Raw genomic sequence first — 25,267 nt, forward strand, 5'->3', positions numbered from 1 at the left:
GTGTTCGGTGCCGCAACGCGGCATGGTGGTCGTACGGCATACGCCGGTATGGCGTGCTCTGGTCGCCACCTCACAGAGATGATTGGGGTCCGGGAATCGCCTCGTCGGGTCTGGGAGGCGTCGTTGACTGGTCGTTCGGTCCTACTTCCCGTCACGGTGGCGGGCATGGAGCTCCAGGTCGAGGTGGCCCGCCCGGTCGGTTCCGAGGAGACCGGGGCCGGTGGGAAGGTGCGCGATACCGCGTCGGAGGCGTTCGACCGCGCCCAGGACGCGATTGTCGCCATGGCGACCTCGACCGTGGGCACCATCACCCGACTGGGAGAACAGTCGCTGCGGCCCGACGAGGTCCAGGTCAAGTTCGGTCTGAAGTTCTCGGCGAAGGGCAACGTCATCGTCGCGGGCGTGTCGAGTGAGGCGACCCTGGAGGTGACGCTGACCTACCGCGCCACGGCGGAGCACCAGTCCTGTGACGCCTGACGGACGGGTTCCGGGTTTCCTCGGCCGGATCCTCGACGCGACAGGCCACCCCGAGGGCACGTGTTTTCAGGTGGCGCCCGGCATCTTCGTGACGGCGTGGCATGTGCTGCGGAACGTCAGCGCGGCCACCGACACGGGCGACATCGGCGGGCTGGTGCGGGTGGATCCGCTGCGCGGCGGGGACAGCTTCACGGCCGAGGTGATCAACGTCGACCGGGTGCACGATCTCGGTGTGCTACGCGCCGAGAGCAGCCTTCCTGCGGTCGTGCCGGGTGTGGTCGGCACGGACGACGTCGAGCTTCGCGCCCACGTGGCGGTCACCGGCTCGGTGTACCTGCCAGACGAACAGGAATACCGCTTCCTGGATGCAGCCGGGCAGTGGGCGGGCGGCACGACCCGGGGCGGGGTGCGGCTGGGTCGGCTGACGGCGGGCGACGTGATGCGGGGGATGTCGGGTGCCCCGGTGCTGGGTGTCGACAACACCGTCGTCGGTGTCGTGTCGGCCCGGTACAACACCGACGACGTATGGGCCAGGAACACGGTGTGGGTCGCGCGAACCGAAGACCTGGTGCCCCTGCTGCGCGACGTCGGTGTCGAGGTGCGGGCACGGGAGAAGGCCCACTACGTCCCACCGCCCACGCCGGGGGTCTGCCCCTACCCCGGCCTGGCCGGGTTCACCGAGGGGCAGGCCGACTGGTTCTTCGGCCGTCAGGAGCTGACCGCGAAACTGGTCGCCCGGCTGGTGGTGGCCAGGGATCGCGGCCTGCCGCTGCTCGTGGTGGGCGTGTCCGGCTCGGGTAAGTCGTCCCTGCTGCGGGCGGGGCTCGCGGCCGCGTTGTCGGGTGGCGAGTTCCCGGTTCCCGGTTCCGCGGACTGGCCGTTGGTTCGGCTGACACCCGGCTCCCGTCCGCTGACCGAGTTGGCCAGCCATCTCGCGGTACTGGCGGGCAGTTCCGTCGGAACCTCGATGGACGAGATGCGGGCCGACCCGGTGAGGTTCGCGGCGCTGGCCCGCCAGGCGGCGCTCGCGCACGCGGGCAGGAGGGGCCTCGCCGCCGCCGGGCCGGTGGTGCTGGTCGTCGACCAGTTCGAGGAGGTCTTCACGCTGTGCCGGGACGCCGCCGAACGTACCGCGTTCATCGCGGCCCTGCGCGCGGCGGCGCACAGCGTCGCCGACGACGACACCACACCGAGCGCGCTCGTGCTCGTCAGCCTGCGGGCTGACTTCTTCTCCTCCTGCGCGGCGGAACCGGGCCTGGCCGAGATCCTGCAGGACAACCAATTCCTCGTCGGGCCCATGACCACCTCCGAGCTGCGCAGCGTGGTGGAAGGGCCGGCAGCGGCCGTCGGACTCGACATCGAGCGGGGTCTGGTCGACCGGGTGATCGAGGACGTCGTCGGCACCGCCGGCCATCAGCCAGGCACCCTGCCGTTGCTCGCGTACGCGTTGGAGGCCACCTGGAAGAAGCGGCGGGGCAACACCATGGCCCTGGCCAGTTACCAGGAATCCGGTGGCGTACGGGGCGCGATCAGCACGGCGGCGGAGAAGCTGTTCACCTCGATGTCCGAGCCGGACCAGCAGATCGTGCGGCGGTTGCTGCTGGCCCTGGTGGCCGTCGGTGTCGGCGTCGACGACACCCGCCGTCGGATGCCGAAGGCGGAGCTGACCGGTGGCGACGACGACGCGGTGACGGTGCTCAACCGACTGGTCGCCACCCGCCTGGTCACCGTCGACGAGGACACCGCCGAGATCGCCCACGAAGCCCTGTTGCATGCCTGGAAACGGTTGGACGCCTGGCTGAGCGAGGACCGGGCTGGCCTCGTCGTTCACCGCAGGCTCACCGATGCGACGAACGACTGGCTGAGCCTGGACCGGGACAGTGGCGTCCTGTACCGGGGCGCCCGGCTGGCCGACATCCGCGCCTGGCTGGCCGAGCGCGACGACCGCACGAGCGGCCTGTCGGACGTCGAACGTGAGTTCGTCGCGGCGAGCGAGGCGGCGGAAGCGTTCGCCCGGGAAGTCGACCGGCGCACCAACCGGCGCCTGCGTCAAAGGGTGGTGGCGCTGGCTGTCCTGTTGGTGGTCGCCCTGGTCGCCGGCGGGCTCGCGGTGTGGCAGCAGCGGGTCGCCGACGATCAGCGGCACCTTGCCGAACAGCAGCGTGCCGTCGCGTTGTCCCGGCTGTACTCGTCGGAGTCGTCGACCGCACGCGACACCGATCCGCGCCGGTCGCTGCTGCTGGCGTTGGCCGCATGGCAGGCCGCACCGACGGAGGAGGCACGCGGCGCTCTCCTCAGTGCGCAGAGCATTCCCTACCGGGGCACGCTCGGCCCACTTCAGGCCCGGCTGTGGGATTCGGATCTCAGTCCTGACGGCACGCTCGCCGCGACAGCGACCACCGACGGCACGGTCACGCTGTGGGACACGACGACCCGTGGACCGGCCGCCGTGTTGACCGACAAGGATGGCGAGTACCCGATCGTCGAGTTCAGCCCGAACGGAGACATCCTCGCCGCCGCCCATGGCGGTGGTGGCCCCGCCGAGCGACGAATCGGGCTGTGGGACGTACGCACCCGCACGTTGATGCGTAGCCTACCCGGCGACGCGGTGAGCATCGCTTTCAGCAGGGACGGAACCCGGATCGCGACCGCTACCCGCAACGAGCCCACCATCGTGCTCTGGGATGTGGAGACCGGACGACGGATACGTACCTACGACAAGGGCGGCACCGCGATCGGAGTCGCCTTCAGCCCGGACGGCTCGCTGCTCGCGGCCGGTGGCGGGGGCAATAGTGTCCGGGTCTGGCAGACCACGACCGGACGTCAGGTGGCGGCCCTGACCGGACACGAGAAGTACGTGGCAAGCGTCGACTTCAGTGTGAACGGCTGGCTGCTGGCCAGCGGCAGTGCCGACGGGACGGTGCGGCTGTGGGACGTACGCAGTGGGCGGGCAGCGAGTGTGCCGGTCCTGCGCCCACCCGGCGGGAACGAGTTCATCAGGGAGGCGGAGTTCAGTCCGGACGGCCGACATGTGATCGCCGGTTTGAACCGGAGCAGAAGCGTGCAATGGTGGCGGGTCGTCGACGGCGCTGCCATCCGCGCCTTCGTCGGACACACCGAAGCTGTCGGGTCAGTCGAATTCAGTCGGGACGGGCACACCGTGCTCAGCAGCAGCCTCGACCGGTCGGCGATTCTGTGGCGGGCGCAGACCAACGTGATCGACCAGTCGCATGAGCCCTCCCGCCCGGCGTTCAGTCCGGATGGCGCGCTGCTGGCATTCACCCGGGGCAAGGCCGTCAGCCTGTGGGACACAACCAAACAGTCCGTTGTCCGTGAACTGAACCCTGGTGTGGTCCATTCGATTTCTTTCAGGCCGGACGGCGGCGGCCTGGCCACGGCAGGTGCCGACGGGAGAGTGCTCATCTGGAATACCACGAGCTGGCAGCACGGCAAACCGGGGATCATCGGCGAAGGTGTAGTACCTTATTTTGCCCGGTTCAGTCCGGACGGCAAGGCCCTGGTCGCGACCGGCGGCCCTTCCGTGGACGCGGTGTCTTCGGGCACGGCAAGAACGCCGATCACCTACTGGTTGGTGCGATGGGATCTCGCCGACTCCGACGTGGCGCCGATCTGGGTCGACTACAGAGTTGACGACGCGTCGAAAAATCCCTATCCGGGCGGGGAGGTGACTTTCTCCCCAGACGGGAGGTTGATCGCCGTCCCGATGAGCAACGGGAGAATCGAGCTCCGCGAGGCGCGTACGGGCACATTGGTCCACACCCTGGACGGCAACCACGGGTTCGCCACCACGGTGGCGTTCAACAAAGACGGGACGGTATTGGCAAGCGGTGGCACCGACCGAAACATACGGCTGTGGGATGTTGCCACGAGAAGACAGATCGGCGCCACGTTGAGTGGGCACAACGGTTCGATCAGAGGGCTGGCCTTCCTGCCGAACAGCGGCACGCTCGCATCGGTCAGCGACTACGACTTATCGCTGCGGCTGTGGGACGTCCTCGCACACCGTTTCCTGGCGGCGGTCCGCACAGCCGAGTCCGCGAACGGTCTTGCCGTGCAGCCCGGTACCGGGCTGATCGCCGTGGCAGGCGTGTCCTCACAGGTCAGCATCGTGGATCCCGATCCCGAGCGGGTACTATCCGACGCCTGCTCCGCCTTCCGTGGCAGCCAGACGGTTACCGAGGCGTGGAAGGCCACCGGCAACGATCCGGACCAGGCCCCACGATGCTGACGGGGACCCAGCCGGATGCCGCGCCGGGCACGCATGTCGTTTCCGCCCCGTCGGGCGGTTCGAGCAAAGGCTCCGCCGTGCCCCGCCAATCGCTCGATCTCCGACGGTGTCGGCTCGTCCAACCGCCGCAGCCCTTGCCGTCATCGCTCTCGGCACCGCCTCCACCGTCCCCAACGACGTGCCGGCCACCACGCGACTGATCGCGACTTCTGGTTTCTCGACTGACGGTCGTTGAAGGTGGTGGCGACCGGCAGGTGATGCATCTTCCCGGCAACCGGCGAGACGATGTAGGACTCCTTCCTTGACCGACCTGCGGGATGTAGCTAAGTTTCGATGGATTGAGCGGCTTGGGAGGCACCCGATGGAGCGCAGAACCTTCCTCACCGGAGCCAGCGCGGTCACCGGGGGTACCCTCGCCGGGGCACTGGCCGGCGCACCCGCCGGCGCCACCCCGGGAATCCACCGGGTCGAGACCGGCCTGGACGTGCTGGTCCGCTCCGGCTTCCGGGACCTGCGCGGGCAGCGGGTGGGGGTCATCTCCAACCCGACCGGCGTCGACTCCTCCTACCGCCACCTGGTCGACCTGATGCACGGCTCGGGTGAGGTCGACGTGGTGGCGGCGTTCGGCCCCGAGCACGGGTTCCGGGGCTCGGCCCAGGCCGGCGGCAGCGAGGGCACCGGCACGGACGCCCGGACCGGTATCACCGTCTACGACGCCTACGGCGCCTCGCAGGCCGACTGGGAGAGCATGTTCACCCGGTCCGGGACGGACACGGTGGTGTTCGACATCCAGGATGTCGGCGCCCGGTTCTACACCTACATCTGGACGATGTACACCTCGATGCTCGCCGCGGCCCGGGTCGGCAAGCGGTACGTCGTACTCGACCGGCCCAACCCGGTCGGCGGCCGGGCGTACGGCCCGATGATGACCGCCGGTTACACCTCCGGTGTCGGGCTGAAGGAGATCGTGCAGCAGCACGGCATGACCGTCGGCGAACTGGCTCGTCTCTTCAACGCCGAGTTCCTGCCCGACGAGGCCGGACGGCCGGTCGACCTGCACGTGGTGCAGTGCCGGCACTGGAAGCGGGACATGCTGGCGGCCGACACCGATCTGCCGTGGGTGCTGCCCAGCCCCAACATGCCCACCACGGACACGGCGCTCGTCTACCCGGGTACCTGCCTCTTCGAGGGCGTCGCGTCGATCACCGAAGGTCGCGGCACCTGCCGTCCGTTCGAGCTGATCGGCGGACTCGACACCGACTTCGACTACCACTGGAGTGACCGCCTCAACGCCCGCGACCTGCCCGGAGTGCGGTTCCGGGAGGCGTACTTCTCGCCCACCGCAGCCGGCCAGAAGCCGGCGCTGCTCAACAAGCTCTGCGCCGGGGTCGAGGTGAAGGTCGTGGACCGCCACGTCTACGACCCGATCCGCACGGGGGTGGCCATGTTGGTGGAGGCGCGGAAGTATCCGGCGTTCGCCTGGCGGAAGGACACGTGGGACGCGGTTCGGCCGTACTGGATCGACAAGCTCACCGGTTCGCCCCGGCTGCGCACCATGATCGACGCGGGCGCCGACGTGGACGACGTGGTGGGCGCCTGGGCCGACGAGCTGGCCGCTTTCGGCCGGCAGCGCCGGCCCTACCTGCTCTACTGATCACGGCCGGTACTGGCCACCACCCCGTCGCGGACCGCCGGGCACCGGCCGGATGGCGAACCTCTGGGCGAGGCGCCCCGGCCGGTGGGCGGACAGAATCCACGTCGACAGCCGCCGACAGTTACCGACACCCGGCAGGCGAGCAGCCACCCTGACCCTCGTCATCGGGTCGTCATGTGGCGCTGACGTCGCGACGGTTGCCGCGATGGGGGCGGGGCCGGGGCCGGCCCCCATCGCAGCTTTCCCGCCGTGGTGGACGCAGGGACGACCTACATCTCGATGCCGAACGTCGCCACGACGCCGTTGTGGTTGGACTTCGTGCCGCCGACGATGCTGTAGTCGGTCATCCACATGACCTGGTGCTCCGGCACGCGCTTCCAGAAGTAGACGTAGTCGATGTGCCGTCCCGACGTGTGCGTTCCGGTGCCCTTCTCCCCGTAGAGGTTGTAGACGGAGCGCAGGTTCGGCAGGGAGTTGGCCTCGAAGACCTTCCACGGGAACTTCTCGTACCCGTACGCCCGGTCGGCGCTGAAATCGATGTTCAGGTCGCCGCTGACGATGACCTGTCCGTCGTCCTTCATGGTGACGGCCAGGTCCTTGATGTTCTGGATCTGCTCCTCGGCGCACCGGGTGCGCGGCAGATCCTCCGGCTGGCCGTTGTTCTCGATGCTGGCGTTCAGGTGCGCGTTGATGTGGATGACGTTCCGGCCGCTCGCCTTGTGCCGGTACTTGACCCAGTTGTTGTAGCGGGCGGGCGGCACCTCCCCCGGCCCGTTGGTGTCGCACACGAAGACCGACCCCTTGTCGACCACGTCGAACATGCTCTTCTTGGCCAGCAGGGCTTCCTGCGCGGCGCTCGTCGGCTCGGGCGCGTAATACCACCAGCCGTTCGCCGCGGCCCAGTCCTGCAGATAGGCCTTCCGCTCCCCCACCTCGTTGAGGCCGACCAGGTCCGCCTTCGAGGTGATCAGTTGCAGGTCGGATTCGAAGTCCGCCCGGCTGAGCCCGTTGTAGATGTTCAGCGTCGCCGCCTGGAAGACCGCGTTCGCCGCAGCGGCGGGAGCCGCCGGCAGCAGGCCGGTCACCATCGCGATCGCACTGACCAGAACGGCCGCACCACGGGCCGACCATCGTCTTCTACGCGCCATGGCAATCCCTCTTTTCAGGTGACGCCGGCATGAGCGTGGCCGACGGAGAAGGTTGTCGCCACGATGCTAGTCTATATCGAAGGTTATCTACAGGATGCGAGCCGTAGCTGGCCTTCCTTGACGACACATAGACAGATAGCTAAGTTTCAGCCATCCGGATTGAAAGGCCATCGTCTATGAAAGCTCGACTCGTCACCGCGACCGTCCTGATGGCCACGCTAGCGATCACCGTCACGCCGCTCCCCGTCCAGGCCTACGCCGAGCCTGTGTACCCGCCCGCCGCCGAGCACGGCTGGGTCACCTCGACGTTGCGGCACATGAGCCTGGAGCAGAAGGTCGGCCAACTCTTTTCCACCTACGTCTACGGCGGTGACGCCGCCGATCCCACGTCAGCCGACCGCGCCGCCAACCGGGCCGCGTTCGGCGTCGAAACGCCGGCCGAGGTCATCGATCGGTTCCACCTCGGCGGTGTCATCTACTTCTCCTGGTCTCACAACCTGGACAGCCCCCGCCAGATCGCGACGCTGTCCAACGGGCTCCAGCGGGCCGCCCTCGGTGACGGCGCCAAGGGTCGCGTGCCGCTGCTCGTCTCCACCGACCAGGAACAGGGTGTGGTGCTGCGGATGCCGGCCCCCGCGGCGCAGTTTCCCGGGGCGATGGCACTCGGCGCCGGGCGGTCGCCCCGAGCGGCGTACACGGCGGCGGAGATCACCGGGCGGGAGCTGCGGGCAGTCGGCATCCACCAGCCGTACGCACCGATTGCCGATGTCAACATCAACCCGGACAACCCGGTGATCGGTGTACGGTCCTTCGGCGCCGACCCCGCCCTGGTGGCTGAGCTGACCGCCGCGCAGGTCGCCGGGTTCGAGGACGGCGCCGGCGTGACGTCGGTGGCAAAGCACTTCCCCGGCCACGGCGACACGGCGGACGACAGCCACACCGGACTGCCGGTGATCGACCACAGCCGGGCGGAGTGGGAGCGGATCGACGCGCCTCCGTTCCGGAGGGCGGTTGCCGCAGGCGTCGATTCGATCATGACCGCCCACATCGTGGTGCCCGCGCTCGATTCGTCCGGCGACCCCGCGACGTTGTCGCCGACGATTCTCACCGGTGTGCTGCGCGGTGAACTCGGTTTCCGGGGAGTCATCGTCACCGACGCGCTGAACATGGCCGCCGTGCGACAGAAGTACGGCGACGACCGGGTGCCGGTGTTGGCGCTCAAGGCCGGCGCCGACCAGCTCCTGATGCCGCCGGACCTCCGGCTGGCGCGAGACGCGGTGCTACGGGCCGTCGCCACCGGCGAGCTCACCGAGCAGCGCATCGACGAGTCGGTCCGGCGTATCCTCGCCATGAAGTACCGGCAGGGGCTGGCCGGGTCGCCAATGGCCGACGTCGACGAGGCGGTACGGACGGTCGGGGCACCCCAGCACATCGCCGCCGTCGCCCAGGTGACCGACCCGACCCTCACCGCGGTCCGCAACGACGCCGGGCTGCTGCCGCTGACCCACGCGAACCGGTCGGTGCTGGTCACTGGTTGGAACAGTGCCGCCTTTGCGCCGATCGCGGCGGTCGCCGGCGGGTTCACCGCCCGCGGCGCCCGAGCCACTGCCCAGCCCGCGACCCTACCGTCCGACGCGCTGATCGCCGCGACGGCCGCCAAGGCAGCGGATCATGATCTCACCGTCGTGCTGGTGAACAAGGCGTGGGACGACGTCGTCACGGACCCACGTGGCACCCAACGGCGCCTCGTCGCGGCGCTGGTAGGCACCGGGAAACCCGTGGTGGTGGTGGCGGTCCGGGATCCGTACGACATCGCGTACCTGCCGGGTGTGACCACCTACCTGACGACCTACTCGTACACGGCCGCGGCGATGGACGCCCTCGTCCGCGCGCTGCACGACGAACTGTCCCCGAGTGGGCGGCTGCCCGTCACGATCCCCACAGCCGAGGGCGCGGGAACCGTGCTCTACCCGTACGGCCACGGCCTGACCTGGTAGGAGGCGACGCATGCCGCGTAGGAACCTCTCCACCGATGTGGTCACTGCGGGAACGCTCGGCACCGGTGCGGGGAGGAGAGCCACCGCGTCCTCCCGCCCGCTGCTCCGCCGCAGGGTCGCGCTCGGCGTGACCCTGGCTCTTCTGGGTGCGGGGATGCCAGCCACCGGGGCCCCCGTCACCGCCGCGCCGCCCTCGGTCGAGTCCGGACCGCCGGCCGTCACCCCCGCCGACATCCAGTTCCGTGACGACACGCTGCGGCCCGGAAGCGCCCGCGAGGTTGGCCTGCTTCCCGGGGAGGTGGATCGCCTCCCCGCCGACCTGGCGGCATATCTGCAGCCGACCCCGGACCACCCCGGTCATCCCACGTACGCGGGTGCCGTGGTCCTGGCGGCCAAGGACGGTGTGATCGTGCAGCACGCCGCCGTGGGAACAGCGGTGCGGTACGCCGCGGTCGGACCGGCACCCGGGCTGGTCGGGGTGGAGCTTCCCGCCGACCAGCAGATCCCGATGCGGCCCGACACCATCTTCGACATGGCGTCGGTGTCGAAGCTGTTCACCGCGATCGTCACCATGCAGCTGGTCGAGCGGGGACGGGTGGGGCTGGACACGCCGGTCGCCCACTACGTTCCGGAGTTCGCGGCCGGCGGCAAGGAGACCGTCACCGTACGCATGCTGCTCACCCACACCTCGGGGCTGCCCGCGTTCACGGCACTGTGGAGCAGGTACCCGACGCCGGCCGAGCGGATCGCCGCCACGCTCGCCACGCCGCTCACGGCGCCGCCCGACACCCGGTACATCTACTCCGACCTCGGGCTAATCACACTCGGCGTACTGCTGGAACGGGTGACCGGCCGACCGTTGGCCGAACTGGTCCGTGACGGCGTCACCGGGCCGCTCGGCATGACCGACACCGGCTACAATCCGGGGCCGGAGCTGCGGTCGCGCATCGCGGCGACCGAGTACCAGCCGTACGCCGGGCGCGGCATGGTCTGGGGCGAGGTACACGACGAGAACGCCTGGTCGCTCGGTGGCGTGGCCGGGCATGCCGGCATCTTCTCCACCGCGGCGGACCTCGCCGTCCTCTGCCAGGCACTACTCAATGGCGGTACGTACCGTGGGCAGCGGATTCTGCGGGACGACACGGTACGGGCGATGTTGGTCAACTACAACGCACGGCTGGAGTCGGCCGATCCGGAAAGCCGCCGCGGACTCGGCTTCGAGCTCAACAAGCACTGGTACATGATGGGGCTCTCCTCCCCCGTGACCTTCGGGCACACCGGCTTCACCGGCACCTCCATCGTCATCGACCCGCTCTCCCACTCGTTCGTCATCCTGCTCAGCAACCGGGTGCACCCCGACCGCGGCTGGGGCAGCAACAACATCGCCCGACGCGCGGTCGCGCGCGACCTCGCCGAGGCGATGCCGGTGCGCCCCCGGTCACGCGAGGCCTGGCGGGCAGACCCGCGCGACCGCGCGACGAGCACACTCACCGCACCGCTGCGTCGTGCGGCGCGAGGCGGGACAGCGAGTTTCCTACTGTGGTACGACACCGAGCCCCGCTACGACAGCGCCCGGTTCGAGGTCTCCACGGACGGAGGACACACCTGGGCTCCGGGGCGGATGCTGCTACACCAAGGGGACCGACGGTGGACCAGCGACGGCACGGTCACCGGCTACGGCGGCCGGGTCTGGTGGCAGGTCACGGTCGAGCTGCCCGACCAGGCGACCCACCTGCGCTGGAGCAGCACGACCGACAGCTCCAGCCAGGGCCGCGGAGTCTACGTCGACCAGATCATCGCAACGGACCGGGACGGAGTGCTCTTTCACGGCGAGGGTGGCGACGACTCCCGACTCATCGCCGACGGATGGTCACCCGCCCGCGACTGACGTAGCGGAGGTCTCCATCCAGAGTCGTGGGGCTCGGTCCGGCCGGAGTCGATGCGGCCCCCGCCACCGCGGCTTGCACCGCCGCCGGCGGCCGCCACCCGGCGGGCACTGGGGCGGGGTGGTGCCGGCGACGGCCGGCGTCGAGGAGGTCGGCGACCTCGTCGAGGGTGAACCCGAGCCGCTGCGCCGCCTTGATCACGGTGAGCAGAGCAACGGTGTCGGTCACCCTTCCTTTTCCTTTGCTGGCACGTCAGGCGCTGGTTGGCCAACGGGTCCGGCTGTGGTCAGTTGGTCCGGATGCCGACCGGCCGCTCAGCGTCCGCGGCGGGGCTGTCGTGACTCGTCGTGTCACTACTGTTGCGCGAGGATGACCTTCGCGTCGTCACCTGTGGTGGCGCTATCCCCGTTGGCGTCCTGGCCTGATTGATCGCGGAACGACCGACTCAGCAGCGGAAGGACACTCAACGCCCCCAGTCCGGCACCGACCGCGAGTGCGGTGCGTGCACCCAGGATCTCCGCCAGGAGACCTACCGCCCCGATGGCTATCGGGTGAACCAGTCGCGTGGTGGCCGCCCAACTGCCGACGACCGAGCCGAGCCGGTCCGCTGGGGTGACCGCCATCCGCCGGCGTGGCGCGGCGGCCGCGAAGACCTTCCATTGACCACCGTGGATCACTTACCCTATGGATCTGGAAAGCGCTTTCCTGGCGCTACCTCCGATCCGGACAAGGAAGGAAACCCCTGTGGGACGCACACTGTCATCGGCACTGACCGCAGCGCTGGTGGTCGGCACCGTGGCCATCGCCCAGCCCGCTCAGGCCGCCCCCTCCTTCACGACGACCCCGCCTGACGGCTGCTACCTCGACGTCTACACGCACCAGGGCTTCGTCTACAGCTCGGCGACCTCCTGCACGAGAGGGCACGGCTTGCACAGAGCGGTGGCGCGGTGCTCCGACGGGCAGACTGTCTACGGCTTCACCGAGGAGATGGAATACTCCCGTACGTCCATTGCCGAGTGTCGGTCCTCCGTCTATCCCTGGGAACCGATGCCGGCCGTCGAGGTGTGGGGCGAGTACTGGATCGACTTCTGAGCGGTTCGAAACTGCAAGGATCGCCGCCCCGCCCCACACGGCAGGTGCTCACCGAGCACACCGGCCGGCTCTGGTCCTGCGCGTTCAGCCCGGACAGCAGCATCCTCGCCAGCGCCGGTGACGACGGCACCGTCCGACTGTGGGACGTCGCGGACCCCGAGCACGCACAGCTGCGCACCACCCTGATCGGCCTGCCCGACGGCTGGGCCGCCGTCAGCCCGGACGGGCGGTACAAGCTGGACGGCGACCCAGGCGGCCAGTTCTGGCACGTCATCGGCACCTGCCGGTTCGAGGTGGGGCCGGGGGCCGCGGTGGTGTCGGGCGCGGTGAGTCGGCCGGCGGCCTCGGCGGGAGCGGATGCCCACCCTCACCGTCGCCGACATCCACACCTACCAGGTGATCGTCGGCGATGCGCCGGTGCTGTGCTTGGTCCGGGGGTGGCTCACCGCGGGCTGGGCGGCGATGGGCAAGTGCTCCCGGCGTAGGCGAAGAGGGAGTCGGTCGCACTTGCCCGGATCGATCTGTGCCGGATCATCGAGTCGGTGTCGACGATCGAGGCCGAGGCCAGTGGGTCCGGGTGCACCGGGCAGGCGTTGATGCGGTCGAGCAGCCACACCTGTTGCCCGTTCGGCCCGGTGCCGGGGCTGAAGGACAGGTTCAGGGCGGTGGTGCCGATGTACCGGGGCACCGGCACCTCCTCCGGTGGCCGGGTCAGGCAGGACGGGGTCGTCTCGACCACCCGGACGTCGATCACCGTGGCGCCGCCCGGCGCGCCGTTCACCCGCACCGTCGAGCGTTGCGGGCGTACCTCGATGTGCTGCGGGTCGTCCCAGAAGCCCGCCGGTGGCCCGGAAGCGTCCGGGGCGGGCGTGGGCGGGCCGGTCGGCAGCACCGCCCGGCAGGACCGGACGGCCCGGTTCGCCGCGCGGAGGGCGGCGGCGTGGTCGTCGTCGCGGTGCAACGCGGTGAGATACGGCCCGACGTCGCCGCCGGGGACCTGGGCGCCGAGCAGGACGAACAGCCGGTTCAGGTAGGCGTCGACCAACGCCGGGCCCGGGCGGACCTCGTCGACCGGTATCGAGAGCAGGTGTCGCAGCCCCACCGGGCAACGGCTGGCGAAGGTCGGCATGTTGATCACCATGGCCGCGGCGGAGATCGGGTCGTTGCACGCCCGTTCGAACAGGGCCCGCTCGTCCTGACGCCGCTGCTGCTCCAGCGAGTCGGTCCGCCGCTCGATGTACCAGGTGGCCGTCGAGGCCAGGACGAGGAGGGCTGCGGTGAGCATGGCGGCGACCGGTCGGGCGGGCCGACCGCCCGGCCGGTCACCGCGGGGACCGGTCGGGGCGTCTCCGGCGTCGGCGGTGCGGCCTGCGTCATCCATGCCCCGGTACCCCCTTGCCACCGCGTCCAGAGTAGCCGGGCATCGACACGACTGGTCACGCTCGCTCGATCCGCTCGGCCCGGACGGGAACCGACGCTTCCAACACGCGGTCTACGACCACACCGCGGATACCGCACTGTCCCCACCGGTCACGACTGCCCCGCCGACGCCGTGCTGGTCTTCGACGGCGTCTTCCTCATGCGCCCAGAACTGATCGACCGGTGGCACCTGCGCGTCTTCGTGTCGACCGCGCTCGACAAGACCGTGGATGCCTCCTCAACCGTTGCTACCACCCTCCACGTCCCCGCCGACGTGGCGGACCTCGCCCTGGGCGGTTGACCGGGCGCACCGGGGACGCGTCACGCCACGCCGATCGCGCGGGCATGCCGGCGTCCGGCCGAGCGGCGAGCTGCGGACAAGCGGCATGGATCAATGGGTGGTCAGCTCTTGATCCAGAGGTCGAATGTCGGGAAACTGGCCGAGATCCTCGTGGGGGCCAGTCGCGACGCGCGGTCCGTGATGTGGACAAGGAGCTGACACGTGGGCATTGGTCGGCGCAGCGCGGGAGGATCCGTGGCAGTCGACACCGTCGACATGCCGGCCATGGTGTTCGCGCTGCTGGCCCGCGTCGCCGTGACGGGGATTGCCTCACCGCGGCGGCCTCCGGCATGGACGGTGACGGCCTCCGTGGACGACCTCGGACCGGTCGACGACGCCGCTGCCGCCCTGCATCGCCAGACCTCGCGTTGCCTGCTGCTCGGTGCTCTGGCATACCGGGTGTGCGTCCTGCCCGTCGCCATGGGCCTGCTCGTGACGTTGGCCAAGCCGGTGGCGCTGGTTACTCTGCTGCCGGTCGCGGCGCTGCTGCTGACCGCCAACGTCGCGGCGATCGTCGCGGCCCACCGGCGGCCGACGGTGGACCTCGAACACGTACGCGGGGCGGTGCTGGTCGACCTCGCGGTGTCGTACGGGGTGGCTCTGGCGGTGAGTGCGGTCGCACCGCACACCGAGGTGTTCTGGCCGTACCTGGCCGGTGCCGTGGTCCTGGTGACCGGCGCGTACGGCCTGGTCGGTGGCGTGCTCGCCGTGCTGGTGTCGATGCCGGTCCAGATGGTGACGGTCGCATTCGGCGCCGCCGCGGACACGGCAACGCTGGCCGGCCGGGCCGGGTGGCTCGCGTTGGCGGTGGTGGTCGCGTTGGCGGCGCTGGTGATCTGTGGGCTGAGCCTGCACCTGGCCATGTCGTACGGGATACGGGCCGGTCGGGAGGCCGAGCGGGCCCGGTGGCTGCGGTCGCTGCACGACACGGTGTTGCAGACCCTGGAAGCGGTCGCCCTGCACAGCGCGGCGGACGAGACCGCGGCGGCGACGCAGCTCGCCCAGGTGCGGGCCACGGCCCGGGCCCAGGCCGCTCGGCTGCGCAGGATGCTCGACGAACCCGGTGGCGGCAGGGACAACCCGCTCGCCGACGGATTGGCCGAACTGGCCGAGGAGCTCGCGGGACGCGGGCTGCGGGTGCGGTTGACGGTGGCCGCCGACGCCGGCAGCCGGATGTCCGGCCCCTACCGGGAGGCGGTCCTCGGCGGGGTCCGGGAGGCGCTGGGTAACGTCGCCAAGCACGCCGGGACCGGTGACGCGGTGGTCCGCGCCGACGAGGAGAGCAGCGCCCTGGTCGTCGTGGTCCGCGACCATGGTTGCGGATTCGACGTCGCCGGCCGACCCGGATTCGGCATCCGGGAGTCGATCGTGGCCAGGCTGCGCGAGGTCGGTGGCAAGGTGACCGTGGAGTCCTGGCCTGGTCGCGGCACCCGGGTGACGCTGCGGGTGCCGGCATGATCCGGTTGAGCAGTCCCGAGCACGGCGGCGGCACGACGGCCCGGCGGGTTGGCACGCGACCCGCTCTTGGCGCGCTGGCGGGCCTCGTCGGCGCGTTGCTCGGGGCGCTGCCGGTGGCCGCCGCGCCGGCCCGCTACGGGGCGCCGGCCGGCTGCGCCAGCCCGGTGGGAGTGCACACCGCAGGCACCCCGTGGGCGATCGAACTGCTCGGGCCGCGCCGGGTGTGGCCACTGAGCACGGGTTCCGGGGTGCGGACCGCGGTGCTCGGCACCGGCGTCGACGCCCGTAACGCACAGTTCCGTCCAGGCCAGGTCGAGGCTGGTCGGGACGTCCTGGACAACAGCGGCGGGGCCACCGACGACTGCGACGGCCGCGGCACGTTCGCCGCCGGCCTGATCGCCGCCCGGCCACACGACGACACCACCTTCGCCGGCCTGGCTCCCGGGGTGTCCGTGCTCCCGGTTCGCTACACCCAGAGCACCAGGCAGGGCAACGGGGCCGTCGACCCCGACCGACTCGCCGCTGCCATCAACGTCGCGGTCACCGCCCGCGCCCGGGTGATCTACGTGGTACTGCCGGCGACGAGGAACACCGCCCAGCTGCGGGCCGCCACCGCACGGGCGATCGCGGCCGACATCGTGGTGGTGTCGCCGGCCGCCTCCGGCCCGCGGAGCCAGGGGGCGACCAGCTACCCGACCGCGCTGCCCGGGGTGCTGGCGGTCGGCGCGTTCGGGCCGGACGGCGCGGTGGCCTCCACCGAATCCGGTGACCACATCGGGGTGTCCGCCCCGGGAAGACAACTGCTGAGCCTCTCCGCCGGAGCGGACGGCCGGCTGGGACATTCACCCATCGTCGACGATCCGGCCTACGCGGCGGCGTACGTGGCGGGTACGGCCGCTCTGCTGCGGTCCTACCGGCCGGAACTCAGCGCCGCCGAGGTGGTGCGGCGGATCACGTCGACCGCGCAGCGGACCGCCGTCGACGGGCACCACCCGCAGCTCGGTTGGGGAATGGTGGACCCGTACCGGGCAGTGGCCGCCGAGGGTGTCGAGGACCCACCGGCAGCTGCGGCCGCGAGCGCGCAGCCGGTCGCCGCGGCCGGTGCGGATCGCGGTTCCGAGGTGCATCCGGTGGTGCTGCCGCTGGCGTCGGCGGGACTCGTGGCGGCGCTGCTGGTCGGGATCGGTACGGCCGTGACGCGTCGGGGCCGGGCCCGCGGATGGCGACCCGGCGGCTGACCGGCCCCACCCCTGCCGTGCCGGTACTACGGCACCTCGATTGTCGGTACGCAGGGACTGGAGCCGCCCACGACCACCTCGCCGGTGCCGTCGCGGGAGATGTGAACGCCGAGGTTCGCCCCGTCCCGCTGGAACTGGTAGGCCACCTCGGTCGCGCCGCTGCGGTCGGTGGCCCGCCAACCGTCCGCACCCAACTGCGGCACCACCTCGGACAGCAGGATCTCGACGGCGTCGGGCGGGGTGGGCACCCGGAGGTTGTACTCCCAGCGCACCGACTCGCTCGGCACGCCGGCCGGCCGGAACGGATCGCAGTCGAGCTGTTCGTCCCGGCTGATCCGGACGTCGGCGCCGAACCGCGCGGCAATGCTGTCCAGCACGGCCCGCAGCGGCTCGGCGACGGCGGCCAGTGGCGCGAAGTCGATCGGCTTGGTCACGGCGCCGACGGTACCGTCACCAGCGGACCGTTGGTGAACACCTGATAGATGTTCCACCATGCGTCACTGTGGTAGGTCAGCACGTCGGAGTGGGCGGAAACGCCTTCCAGCGGTCGGCCGTCGGCGTAGTTGCCGGTCTCCAGCCTGATCACACCCGGGAACTCGTCGGGGTCGGCCCCGTGCCCCCAGTTGCCGATGTTGATGTCCCGGATCCAGGCGATCGGATCGCCCGGCGCGGTCATCGAGTACCGCTGCACATCGGGCTGGGCCGGACGCAGGTCCTCCGGACCGTCCACGTGGTGACCCATGCCCGCCGACTCGATGTGCAGGATCCGGTCCGCGTCCAACCCGTGCTGCTCTGCGGTGCCGACCACCGCACCGCCGTACGAGTGGCCGGCGAAGGTGACCTGCACGTCGTTGCCGGCCGCGGCGGAGCCGGCGATCTCGGCACGCAGTTCACGGGAGAAGTCGGCGAGTCGAGGCCCGAGGTCGTCGGCGTAGCTGGCCGATGGCGCCTGCGGGAACAGGTTGGACGGCAGGTCACCGTCCATCCAGACGACCATGGCCAGGTCCCGGCGCGGGGCCGCGTCGACGAAGCCGACCGCACCGTCGTGGTACCGCTCGAAGTTGGCCAGTTCGGAGGTGGTGCCCGGGACGAACACCGCGACGTTGCGGGTGCCCGCGTCGATGTTGCCGACCAACTCGACCATCGATCCGTCACCGGACGGGTCGAACGAGAGGATCTGGCGGTGCTCGGCGATGACGTTCTCGTACAGGTCGATGCGCGCCTGCGACCGGGTGATGCTCTCGCGCAGCTGGTGGTCGGCGCCCGGATCTCCGGTGAGCTGGGTCTGATAGGTGGCCAGGCGCTGCCGTTCGGCGGCCAACTCGGCGGTGATCGCCGAACGGTTGGCCGCGATCCGGGCGCCGAACGGGGCGGTGCCGGCGGGCGCGGCGGCCCCGCCGGCGGCCAGCGTGGTGCCGCCGGACAGCCCACCCAGTAGCTGCCGGAACGCCTGGCTGGCCTGGGTGTCGCCACGCCGGTAGTTGGTCACCGCAGCGGTCACCCCGGTGGCCAACCGCCGGGTCTGCGTCGACGCCGACTCCAGCTCGGTGCTGCTGAGCTGCAGGCTGGTGCCGTGTGCCTGCATGGCGCGTTGGGACTGCGGCACCAACCCGAATGCCTTGCCGTCGATGGCCGGCGTGTCGAGTCGCCCGCGGATGGCGGTCAACCGGTCGGCGCTCCCGGTGAGTTCGGCCACCGCGGCGTCCAGTGCGGTCGGAACGGCGCGGAACCCGGTGGCGGTCACCTCCATGACCGGGTCCCCGGCTGGCCCGCCTCAGGCTCCTCGCCGATCACCGCCGGCGTCACCACCGACTGCTCGCCCCACACATCCTCGGTCTCGACCAGCCAGGGTGGGATGCGCCGGCTGCCGGCGGCGTCGCCCGCGCCCATCGGGGCGAAGGGCATCGCCGGCATGAAGCCGCCGGTCATGCCCTTGGTCGCGGCCACCCCGGCCGCGGCCCCCGCGGCTCCGGCGAGCCCGCTCGCCGTCGGGCTGCCGGCCTGACCAGCCAAGGACTGGTTCGCCACCGGCGACATGTCGACGCCGCCACCGCCGCCGCCCACACCACCGCCGCCGCCCACACCGCCGGCGGGGATCCGGGCGCCGCTGCCGGCGGCCTTGTCGTCGGCCGCGGCCACCGGGGCGGAGTCCTTCTTCTCGTCCTTCGGCTTGGCCCCCAGCCCCGGCGGCACGCTGGTGAACCGCCCGCCCAGCGCGGCGGCGGCTGCGGCCAACCCGGCGGTGAACATCGTGCCGAACAGCGGCCGGGGCTGGGTCGCCGGCGGCACCGGGCCCGGGTCGACCGGCGTCGTGACCGGGTCGACGGGAGTCCCGGCCGGCAGGCCGCCACCGGACTGCGGAACCAGTGGTGACGGTGGCGTGGTCGGCGGTGGCTCCTCGATCGGCGCGCCGGTGACCGGTCGAGACGCGGCGCTCGGGGTGACCGGCATCGCGTCCTCGTCGGTGACGTACTCGGTGGCGAGGGTGGTCATCACCTGCACCGCCTGCTGGTGAGCCGCGTCCGAGGCGGCCTGTGCCCGCTGCTGGGCCTGGACCTCGGCGGCTGCCTCGGCCTGGTGCTGGCGGAGCGTGTCGACCGTGCTGGCCGGCGTGTCCGCGGGTACGACCAGGGGCGTGGTCGCGGCAGCGATGACGGAGGGAGCGAGATCGGGCACGGCGACCGGGGCGGGCATCGACTTCTGGGCCGTCGTGAGCGCCTCGGCAGAGGAGTAGGCCAGGTCACGCACCGCGAACGCGGTGCTGGCCACCTGCCGGATACCCGAGGTCAGGTCATTGATCATCAACTTGTACTGCCGGGCGGCGCCGCCGTCCCACCACTGCTCGAACTCGCGGAGCTGGCGCTCGATGTCGCCGGCGCGCTCGTGCAGTGCGGTGCCGGCGGCTCCCCAGCCCTCCGCCGCCTCGGTCACCGACCTCGGTTCGCCGGCGTGCAGCATTCGCACGAGTTCCTGGTGGCTGTACTGGCTGAATTCGCTACGCGCCCGGCCGCGTCCACGCGACATCGTGTCAGTCCCTTCCGTGCGCCCGGAAGGACGTGGCGACGCCGCTGTCGTAGTCGGCGTACCCGTCCGCGATCATGCGGGTCACGTCGTTGGCGAAGGCGATCGCCTCCCGCACGGTGTGCAGCAGTTCGTGCATCTGTTCGGCGGCGGCCCGGTGTCGCTCGGCCAGTGACGCCGCTTCGCCGAAGTCGCCGAGCCGGACCGGCCGGATGCGCAACTGGCCGAGGCCGTCCGTCGGCTTGCGCATCGCTTCCAGTTGGTCCTCCAACTCGCGGGCGAACGCCAGCAGCGATTCGAGGTGGACCCGGAACGACTCCTCGTGGGACATCGTCGCGCTCTCCTGTCTCGGAGCTCGGCTGGGAACTACGCCGGCCAGCGGGGCGGCGGCGTGGGGTGGAGGCGGATCCCGCCCCACCCCACGCCGCCGCTGGTCGCCCCGGCTCAGGCGAAGAAGCTGGTGTTCCGGTTCTCCAGAGCCAACTGGGTGTCGTGCGCATCGTTCACCTTGGCGGAGAACTGACCGATCACCGCGATGATGTCGGCCAGCGCTGCCCGCAGCCGCGTCTCGGACTGTTCCGCGGCCTGACCGGCGGCGCTGCCGGAGGCGTACCAGGTCTGCTTGATCGGGGCCAGGCTGGTCTGCAGCTGGTCCATGTGGTTGTTCAACGCCCGGGCTTTGACCTGCAGCGAGTCGGCGGCGGCCCGCAGCGCGGCGAATTCGACGTTGATCACATCAGCGGTCATCTCACATCACCCCTTTCCGGGCAGGTTAGGCACCGGCCAGCCGGCTGAGTACGGGGCTGCCCTCGCCCACGGCACCGCTGAGGTTCCGCAGGGAATCGGCGGCCGTAACGTCACCGGTGTTGTAGTTGCGGAAGCTCTCGTTGACCAGGCCGGACATGGTCTGCAGTTCTCGCGACGCGACCCGCATGCTTTCCTGCAGCCGGCCTTGCAGCTGCCAGAAAGCCGTGGCCTGGTTACCGGCGTACCGGCTCAGGACCGACATGAGCTCGCTCTCCAGTTGCGCCATGCTCCGAGCCGTGTTGGTGGCGGCTTCGTCGAACCCGCTGACCGCTCGCGTCATCGCGGCGGCATCACTCTGGTATCCGGGACCGGCCACGTCGGGTCACCTCCTCTTGGCAAGGGTCGCGCGCCGACTCGCGGCGCCGTACACGCTGGGGATGCTATAAACCCGTCACCCTTGGTAGTACGGCACAAGTACCCGTCGCCGACACGGCACTATTACCCACAGGGACCCGACGGCCGGGCAGCCGGATCCGTGTGTCGACCGGCCCGGATCAGGCCGGGTCGGTCTGGGCCCAGGCGAGCTGCACGAGCGACACACCGGTCCGCCGGTCCACCAACTGCCCACGTCCGGGTGGCTGTTTGCTGGGCTTGACGTCGGCCAACAGTGCGCCCTCGTCACGGGAACCGGAAAGCAGCAGACCCGGTGTACCCAGGTCGCGCAGCCGCTGCACGACCGGCTCGAACAGGCTCCGGCTGGCGCCGCCGGACCGGCGGGTGAGCACCAGGTGCAGACCGACGTCCTTGGCCTGGGGCAGGAGGTCCAGCAGGGGTGCGAGCGGGTTGTGGCTCGGTGACACGACCAGGTCGTAGTCGTCGACGAGGACGAACAGCTCGGGGCCTTTCCACCAGCTGCGCTCACGCAACTCGGTGGCGGTCACCTCCGGACCGGGCAGGCGTCGCCGCAGTCCCTCCGCGGCCTCCGCGACGAGCTGCGTGAGCACCGGCTCACTGCCGGCGTAGCCGAGCAGGTGCGGGCCGGTGAGCGCGTCCGCCAGCCCGCGCCGGTAGTCGGCGACGATGACCGCGGCCTCGGCCACCGGATAGCGGGCGGCGATCTGCTGGGCGAGCACCCGCAGCAGCCCGGTCTTGCCGGACTCCACGTCGCCGAAGGCGAGGAAATGCGGGTCGGCGTCGAAGTCCAGGTAGGCCGGTCCCAGATCCGCCTCGGCCAGCCCGATCGGGATCCGCCGGTCACCGGGAACCGGCGCGGGCAGGTCGGCGGCCGGCACGAGCCGGGGCAGCAACCGCACCTGCGGAGCGCGCGGGCCGTGCCAGCTCGCGTCCACCTGCTTGACCAGATCGCTCGCGCCGTCGGGCAGGTCGCTGACCGTGGTACGGCCATCGATGCGCGGCAGCCCGCCGAGGAAGTGCAGCTTGTCGGCGGTGAGCCCGCGTCCCGGAGCACCCTTCGGCACGTCGGCCGCCGCCCGCCGGTCGTACGCCGAGTCGGCGGGGTCGCCGAGGCGCAGCTCGACGTGGGTGCCGATCAGGTCGCGCAGGGCCGGTCGGATCTCCATCGCGCGGTTGGCCGACAGCACGACGTGCAGACCGAACCCGAGGCCACGGGCGGCGAGCGTGGTGACCGCCTCCTCCAGCTGCTCGAACTCCTGGCGCAGGGCCATCCAGCCGTCGACGACGAGGAACACGTCGCCGAACGTCCGCCCGTCCGGGCTGGGCGGTGGGCGGCGCCGGAAGTCGGAGATCGAGTCGATGCCGTGCGCCGCGAACGACTGCTCCCGCTCGGCCAGCAGGCCGGTCAGTTCGGCGACGATCCGGCGGACCCGTTCGGTGTCCATCCGGTTGGCGTAGCCGCTGACGTGCGGCAGGCCGGAGAGACTGGCCAGGCCACCGCCACCGAAGTCGAGCAGGAAGAACTGCACCTCGGTCGGGGTGTGGGTGAGCGCCAGCGCGGCCACCAGGGTACGCAGCAGGGTGCTCTTGCCGGTCTGCGGTGCGCCGAGCACGAGCCCGTGCCCGGCCGCCCCGGACAGCTCCGCCCAGAGCAGGTCCCGGCGCTGCTCGAACGGCTTGTCCACAATGGCCAGCGGCACGGTGAGCTGCCCGTTGCCGGCCCAGCCCACCGGGGTCAGACCGCGCTGCGGGTCGACGCCCAGGGGCGGCAGCAGCTGGTCCAGGGCGGGCGGTTCGGCCAGCGGCGGCAACCAGATCTGGTGCGCGGCGGGCCCGTTGCCGACGAGCCGGCCGATCATGCTGCTCAGCACGGTCTCGCCCTTGGCCGCCGCGGTGTCGGGGCCGGTCGCCGGTGCCGGCGCGCGCACCGCCTCGGCCGGCGCCAGCGGGGCGAGCCCGAACGGCAGCACCCGCCGCTCGTACGGGATCTCCTCGGCCACGACGGCCGCCTGCTCGGGCGGCAGTTCACCGGAGACGTACGCGGCCTTGAACCGTTGCAGGGTGGTGGTGTCCCACTTCAGGTATGCCGAGCCCGGCACCGGCGGCAGTTCGTACGCGTCGGACACTCCGAGCACGGCCCGGCTCTCCGCCGCCGAGAAGGTGCGCAGCCCGATCCGGTAGCTCAGGTGGCTGTCCAGACCGCGTAGCCGCCCCTCCTCGAGTCGCTGCGAGGCGAGCATCAGGTGCACGCCGAGGCTGCGGCCGAGCCGACCGATCATGACGAACAGGTCGATGAATTCGGGCCGGCTGGAGAGCAGTTCGCTGAACTCGTCGATGATCACCAACAGGGAGGGCAGCGGTCGCAGCGGTGCGCCGTCGGTGCGGGCCCGCTCGTAGTCGCGTACCGAGGCGTGGTTGCCGGCGGCCCGCAGCAGTTCCTGGCGGCGGACCAGTTCGCCGCGGAGCGCGTCGGCCATCCGGTCGACCAGGGTCAGGTCGGCCGCCAGGTTGGTGATGACCGCGCAGGTGTGCGGCAGGCCGGTCATGCCGGCGAAGGTGGCGCCACCCTTGAAGTCGATCAACGCGAGGTTGAGCGTCTCCGAGGAGTGGGTGGCGGCGAGCCCGGTGACCAGGGTGCGCAGCAGTTCGCTCTTGCCGGACCCGGTGGCTCCGATGACCAGCCCGTGCGGGCCCATGCCCCCTTCGGCCGACTCCTTGAGGTCCAGGTCGACCGGGCGCCCGTCGGGATCCACTCCGATCGGGATGCGCAGCCGGTCGCGGGCCGACCGGGGGCGCCAGGTGACTGCCGGGTCGAGCCGGCGCGGATCGCCGATGCCGAGCAGGTCGGCCAGCCCGAACGTGGTGGACAGCGGCTGCTCGCCGGCCGCCGGCGTGCCGGTGTGCAGGGCGGTGAGCTGCCGGGCGACCACCTCGGCGCCGGCGACGCTGAGCTGGTCCGGCACACCGACCAGGGAGACCCCGTCCGGGGTGCGCATGCCGAGCCGACCCTCGGCGATCACCAGGTCGAGCGCGTGGGCGCCAGCACCGAGCCCGCCGCCGATGTCCAGGATGGTGGTGCCGGCCAGCCCGTCGGGTGGGGCGAGCCCGGCATCGGGCAGCGTGCCGGCTCCGTCGAGCACGATCAGCAGATGCGGCGCCTCGGGCCGGGCACCGGGCGTGAACGAGCCGCGGGCCGCCGGATCGGCCGGATCGTCGGCAAGGAGCGCGGCCAACTCGCTGAGGGTGGGTGCGACCAACCGGGTCGGCCCGCTGGCGTCGGCCCGGCCCGGGTGCACCGAGTGGGGCAGCCACTTCAACCAGTCCCAGCCGTCCTGGCGGTCCGGCCCGACGCAGGCGGCGATGCGCAGGTTCTCCGGCGAGTGGAAGGTGACCAGGTGGGCCAGCAGGGCTCGGGCGAGGGCCAGGATCTCGGGACGGTCACCGGCCAGGGTGACCCGCTGGAACGAGCGTAGCGACACCGCCACCGGTAGCCCGCCGACGGTCGCGTAGGTGCGGATGAAGTGCCGCAGCGAGGTCGATGCCACCGGATCGAGGTCCTCCAGCGGGGCGGTCTGCGGCGCCCGCAGCGCGGTGGCCAGCCGCTGCGGTCCGGTGCCGACCCGGACCCGGCCGAAGTCGGGATCGGTGCGGGCCCGTTCCCAGAGCCGCTCGGTGCCGGCGAACGACCACAGGTCGGCCGGGTCCGGCAGGGCCGCCAGGGCCGCCTCCCGTTGGCGGACCGCCACCTCACGGACCTGGCCGCGCAGGCCGCCCAGGTAACGTAGGTAGTCGCGTCGTTCGTCGTTGATCTGCGCCTTCTTCGAGGCACCACCGCGGGACAGGCCCATGGCCAGCATGCCGACCATGGCGCTGAGGTACAGGGCGCCGAAGATCCAGGTCATCGCCCCGCCGGAGCGCCCGATGTAGACGAACGACATGGCGCCCATGCCGAGCATCATCGGCAGCATGAACATCAGCTGCATGCCGACCTGGCTGGACCCGCGGGGCAGGGCGGGCGGGGACTGCAGCATGATCTCGCCGCGTGGCGGTTCGGGCAGTACAGCCCGGCGGCGGCGGAAGGTGTCGGCGGACATCCGGCGGTGCCTCCTCGGCCCGAGGAATCGGAA

General features: G+C 71.1%; 20 protein-coding genes and 1 pseudogene. 10 read left to right on the forward strand and 11 right to left on the reverse strand.

Annotation, left to right across the window (positions count from 1 at the left end; genetic code table 11):
* Positions 1-165 precede the first annotated feature (165 nt).
* The 3 genes from IGA62_RS01245 to IGA62_RS01255 all read left to right on the forward strand — a co-directional run bounded on the left by IGA62_RS01245 (position 166) and on the right by IGA62_RS01255 (position 6,380).
* On the forward strand, positions 166-477 hold the full coding sequence (locus tag IGA62_RS01245; protein ID WP_145816982.1) for a CU044_2847 family protein: 312 nt from the start codon (positions 166-168) through the stop codon (positions 475-477).
* Positions 467-4,726: an nSTAND1 domain-containing NTPase gene (locus IGA62_RS01250; RefSeq protein ID WP_145816980.1), complete on the forward strand. Its 4,260-nt coding sequence runs from the start codon at positions 467-469 to the stop codon at positions 4,724-4,726. Before IGA62_RS01245 ends, IGA62_RS01250 begins: the two co-directional genes overlap by 11 nt.
* Before the next feature lie 361 nt (positions 4,727-5,087).
* Positions 5,088-6,380: an exo-beta-N-acetylmuramidase NamZ family protein gene (locus tag IGA62_RS01255; RefSeq protein ID WP_145816978.1), complete on the forward strand. Its 1,293-nt coding sequence runs from the start codon at positions 5,088-5,090 to the stop codon at positions 6,378-6,380.
* 269 nt (positions 6,381-6,649) lie between these two features.
* Here the strand turns inward: IGA62_RS01255 and IGA62_RS01260 are convergent, their stop codons facing one another.
* Entirely contained in the window at positions 6,650-7,528 is an 879-nt protein-coding gene (locus tag IGA62_RS01260) for an endonuclease/exonuclease/phosphatase family protein (protein ID WP_145816976.1), read from the reverse strand.
* Between the two features lie 176 nt (positions 7,529-7,704).
* Here IGA62_RS01260 and IGA62_RS01265 point away from each other — a divergent pair, with 176 nt between their 5' ends.
* Positions 7,705-9,525, forward strand: a complete 1,821-nt coding sequence (locus tag IGA62_RS01265) for a glycoside hydrolase family 3 protein (RefSeq protein ID WP_232624842.1) — start codon at positions 7,705-7,707, stop codon at positions 9,523-9,525.
* Positions 9,526-9,535: 10 nt separating this feature from the next.
* Positions 9,536-11,413, forward strand: a complete 1,878-nt coding sequence (locus IGA62_RS01270) for a serine hydrolase domain-containing protein (protein WP_145816973.1) — start codon at positions 9,536-9,538, stop codon at positions 11,411-11,413.
* Here the strand turns inward: IGA62_RS01270 and IGA62_RS29860 are convergent.
* The gene (locus tag IGA62_RS29860) at positions 11,379-11,639 is read right to left on the reverse strand and encodes a MerR family DNA-binding protein (protein ID WP_232624843.1); all 261 of its coding nucleotides are present in this window, start codon (positions 11,637-11,639) and stop codon (positions 11,379-11,381) included. The two genes, IGA62_RS01270 and IGA62_RS29860, sit on opposite strands and share 35 nt — an antisense overlap.
* Before the next feature lie 125 nt (positions 11,640-11,764).
* Entirely contained in the window at positions 11,765-12,088 is a 324-nt protein-coding gene (locus IGA62_RS29865; RefSeq protein ID WP_186499781.1) for a hypothetical protein, read from the reverse strand.
* A gap of 67 nt (positions 12,089-12,155) precedes the next feature.
* Between IGA62_RS29865 and IGA62_RS29535 the strand changes: the two genes are divergently transcribed.
* Both IGA62_RS29535 and IGA62_RS30840 read left to right on the forward strand, forming a co-directional pair.
* Positions 12,156-12,503, forward strand: coding sequence for a hypothetical protein (locus IGA62_RS29535; RefSeq protein WP_198501185.1), 348 nt, complete (start codon positions 12,156-12,158; stop codon positions 12,501-12,503).
* A 44-nt stretch (positions 12,504-12,547) separates the two neighbouring features.
* The gene (locus IGA62_RS30840; protein WP_198501186.1) at positions 12,548-12,988 is read left to right on the forward strand and encodes a WD40 repeat domain-containing protein; all 441 of its coding nucleotides are present in this window, start codon (positions 12,548-12,550) and stop codon (positions 12,986-12,988) included.
* Here IGA62_RS30840 and IGA62_RS01285 read toward each other — a convergent pair.
* Complete coding sequence (locus IGA62_RS01285; RefSeq protein WP_145816971.1) at positions 12,946-13,884, reverse strand: hypothetical protein; 939 nt, start codon at positions 13,882-13,884, stop codon at positions 12,946-12,948. The genes IGA62_RS30840 and IGA62_RS01285 overlap by 43 nt on opposite strands.
* 64 nt (positions 13,885-13,948) lie before the next feature.
* Between IGA62_RS01285 and IGA62_RS29870 the strand changes: the two are divergent.
* The 3 genes and pseudogenes from IGA62_RS29870 to IGA62_RS01300 form a co-directional block, all read left to right on the forward strand.
* A pseudogene (locus tag IGA62_RS29870) lies at positions 13,949-14,154 on the forward strand (uridylate kinase); the annotation flags it as partial.
* Between the two features lie 303 nt (positions 14,155-14,457).
* Positions 14,458-15,720 (forward strand): sensor histidine kinase, encoded by a 1,263-nt coding sequence (locus tag IGA62_RS01295; protein ID WP_145816969.1) that lies wholly within the window; start codon positions 14,458-14,460, stop codon positions 15,718-15,720.
* Positions 15,717-16,958 carry a S8 family serine peptidase gene (locus IGA62_RS01300; RefSeq protein WP_145816967.1) on the forward strand — a complete coding sequence of 414 codons (1,242 nt, stop codon included), beginning with the start codon at positions 15,717-15,719 and terminating at the stop codon, positions 16,956-16,958. The genes IGA62_RS01295 and IGA62_RS01300 overlap by 4 nt, the downstream gene beginning before the upstream one ends.
* 26 nt (positions 16,959-16,984) lie before the next feature.
* On the opposite strand, the gene IGA62_RS01305 is transcribed toward IGA62_RS01300, so the two are convergent.
* The 7 genes from IGA62_RS01305 to eccCa form a co-directional block, all read right to left on the reverse strand.
* Positions 16,985-17,392 carry a hypothetical protein gene (locus IGA62_RS01305; RefSeq protein ID WP_145816965.1) on the reverse strand — a complete coding sequence of 136 codons (408 nt, stop codon included), beginning with the start codon at positions 17,390-17,392 and terminating at the stop codon, positions 16,985-16,987.
* Entirely contained in the window at positions 17,389-18,708 is a 1,320-nt protein-coding gene (locus tag IGA62_RS01310; protein WP_145816963.1) for an alpha/beta hydrolase, read from the reverse strand. The genes IGA62_RS01305 and IGA62_RS01310 overlap by 4 nt, the downstream gene beginning before the upstream one ends.
* Positions 18,699-19,982, reverse strand: coding sequence for a WXG100 family type VII secretion target (locus IGA62_RS01315; RefSeq protein WP_145816961.1), 1,284 nt, complete (start codon positions 19,980-19,982; stop codon positions 18,699-18,701). Before IGA62_RS01315 ends, IGA62_RS01310 begins: the two co-directional genes overlap by 10 nt.
* Before the next feature lie 4 nt (positions 19,983-19,986).
* Positions 19,987-20,310: a hypothetical protein gene (locus IGA62_RS01320; protein WP_145816959.1), complete on the reverse strand. Its 324-nt coding sequence runs from the start codon at positions 20,308-20,310 to the stop codon at positions 19,987-19,989.
* 113 nt (positions 20,311-20,423) lie between these two features.
* A complete protein-coding gene (locus IGA62_RS01325; protein WP_145816957.1) occupies positions 20,424-20,726 on the reverse strand; it encodes a hypothetical protein in 303 nt (100 codons plus the stop codon).
* A gap of 25 nt (positions 20,727-20,751) precedes the next feature.
* A complete protein-coding gene (locus IGA62_RS01330; RefSeq protein ID WP_198501187.1) occupies positions 20,752-21,102 on the reverse strand; it encodes a WXG100 family type VII secretion target in 351 nt (116 codons plus the stop codon).
* A gap of 178 nt (positions 21,103-21,280) precedes the next feature.
* The gene (eccCa, locus tag IGA62_RS01335; protein ID WP_145816954.1) at positions 21,281-25,234 is read right to left on the reverse strand and encodes a type VII secretion protein EccCa; all 3,954 of its coding nucleotides are present in this window, start codon (positions 25,232-25,234) and stop codon (positions 21,281-21,283) included.
* Positions 25,235-25,267: the final 33 nt, after the last annotated feature.

The organism is Micromonospora sagamiensis (assembly GCF_014680085.1).
GTDB classification, from domain to species: Bacteria; Actinomycetota; Actinomycetes; order Mycobacteriales; family Micromonosporaceae; genus Micromonospora; species Micromonospora inyonensis.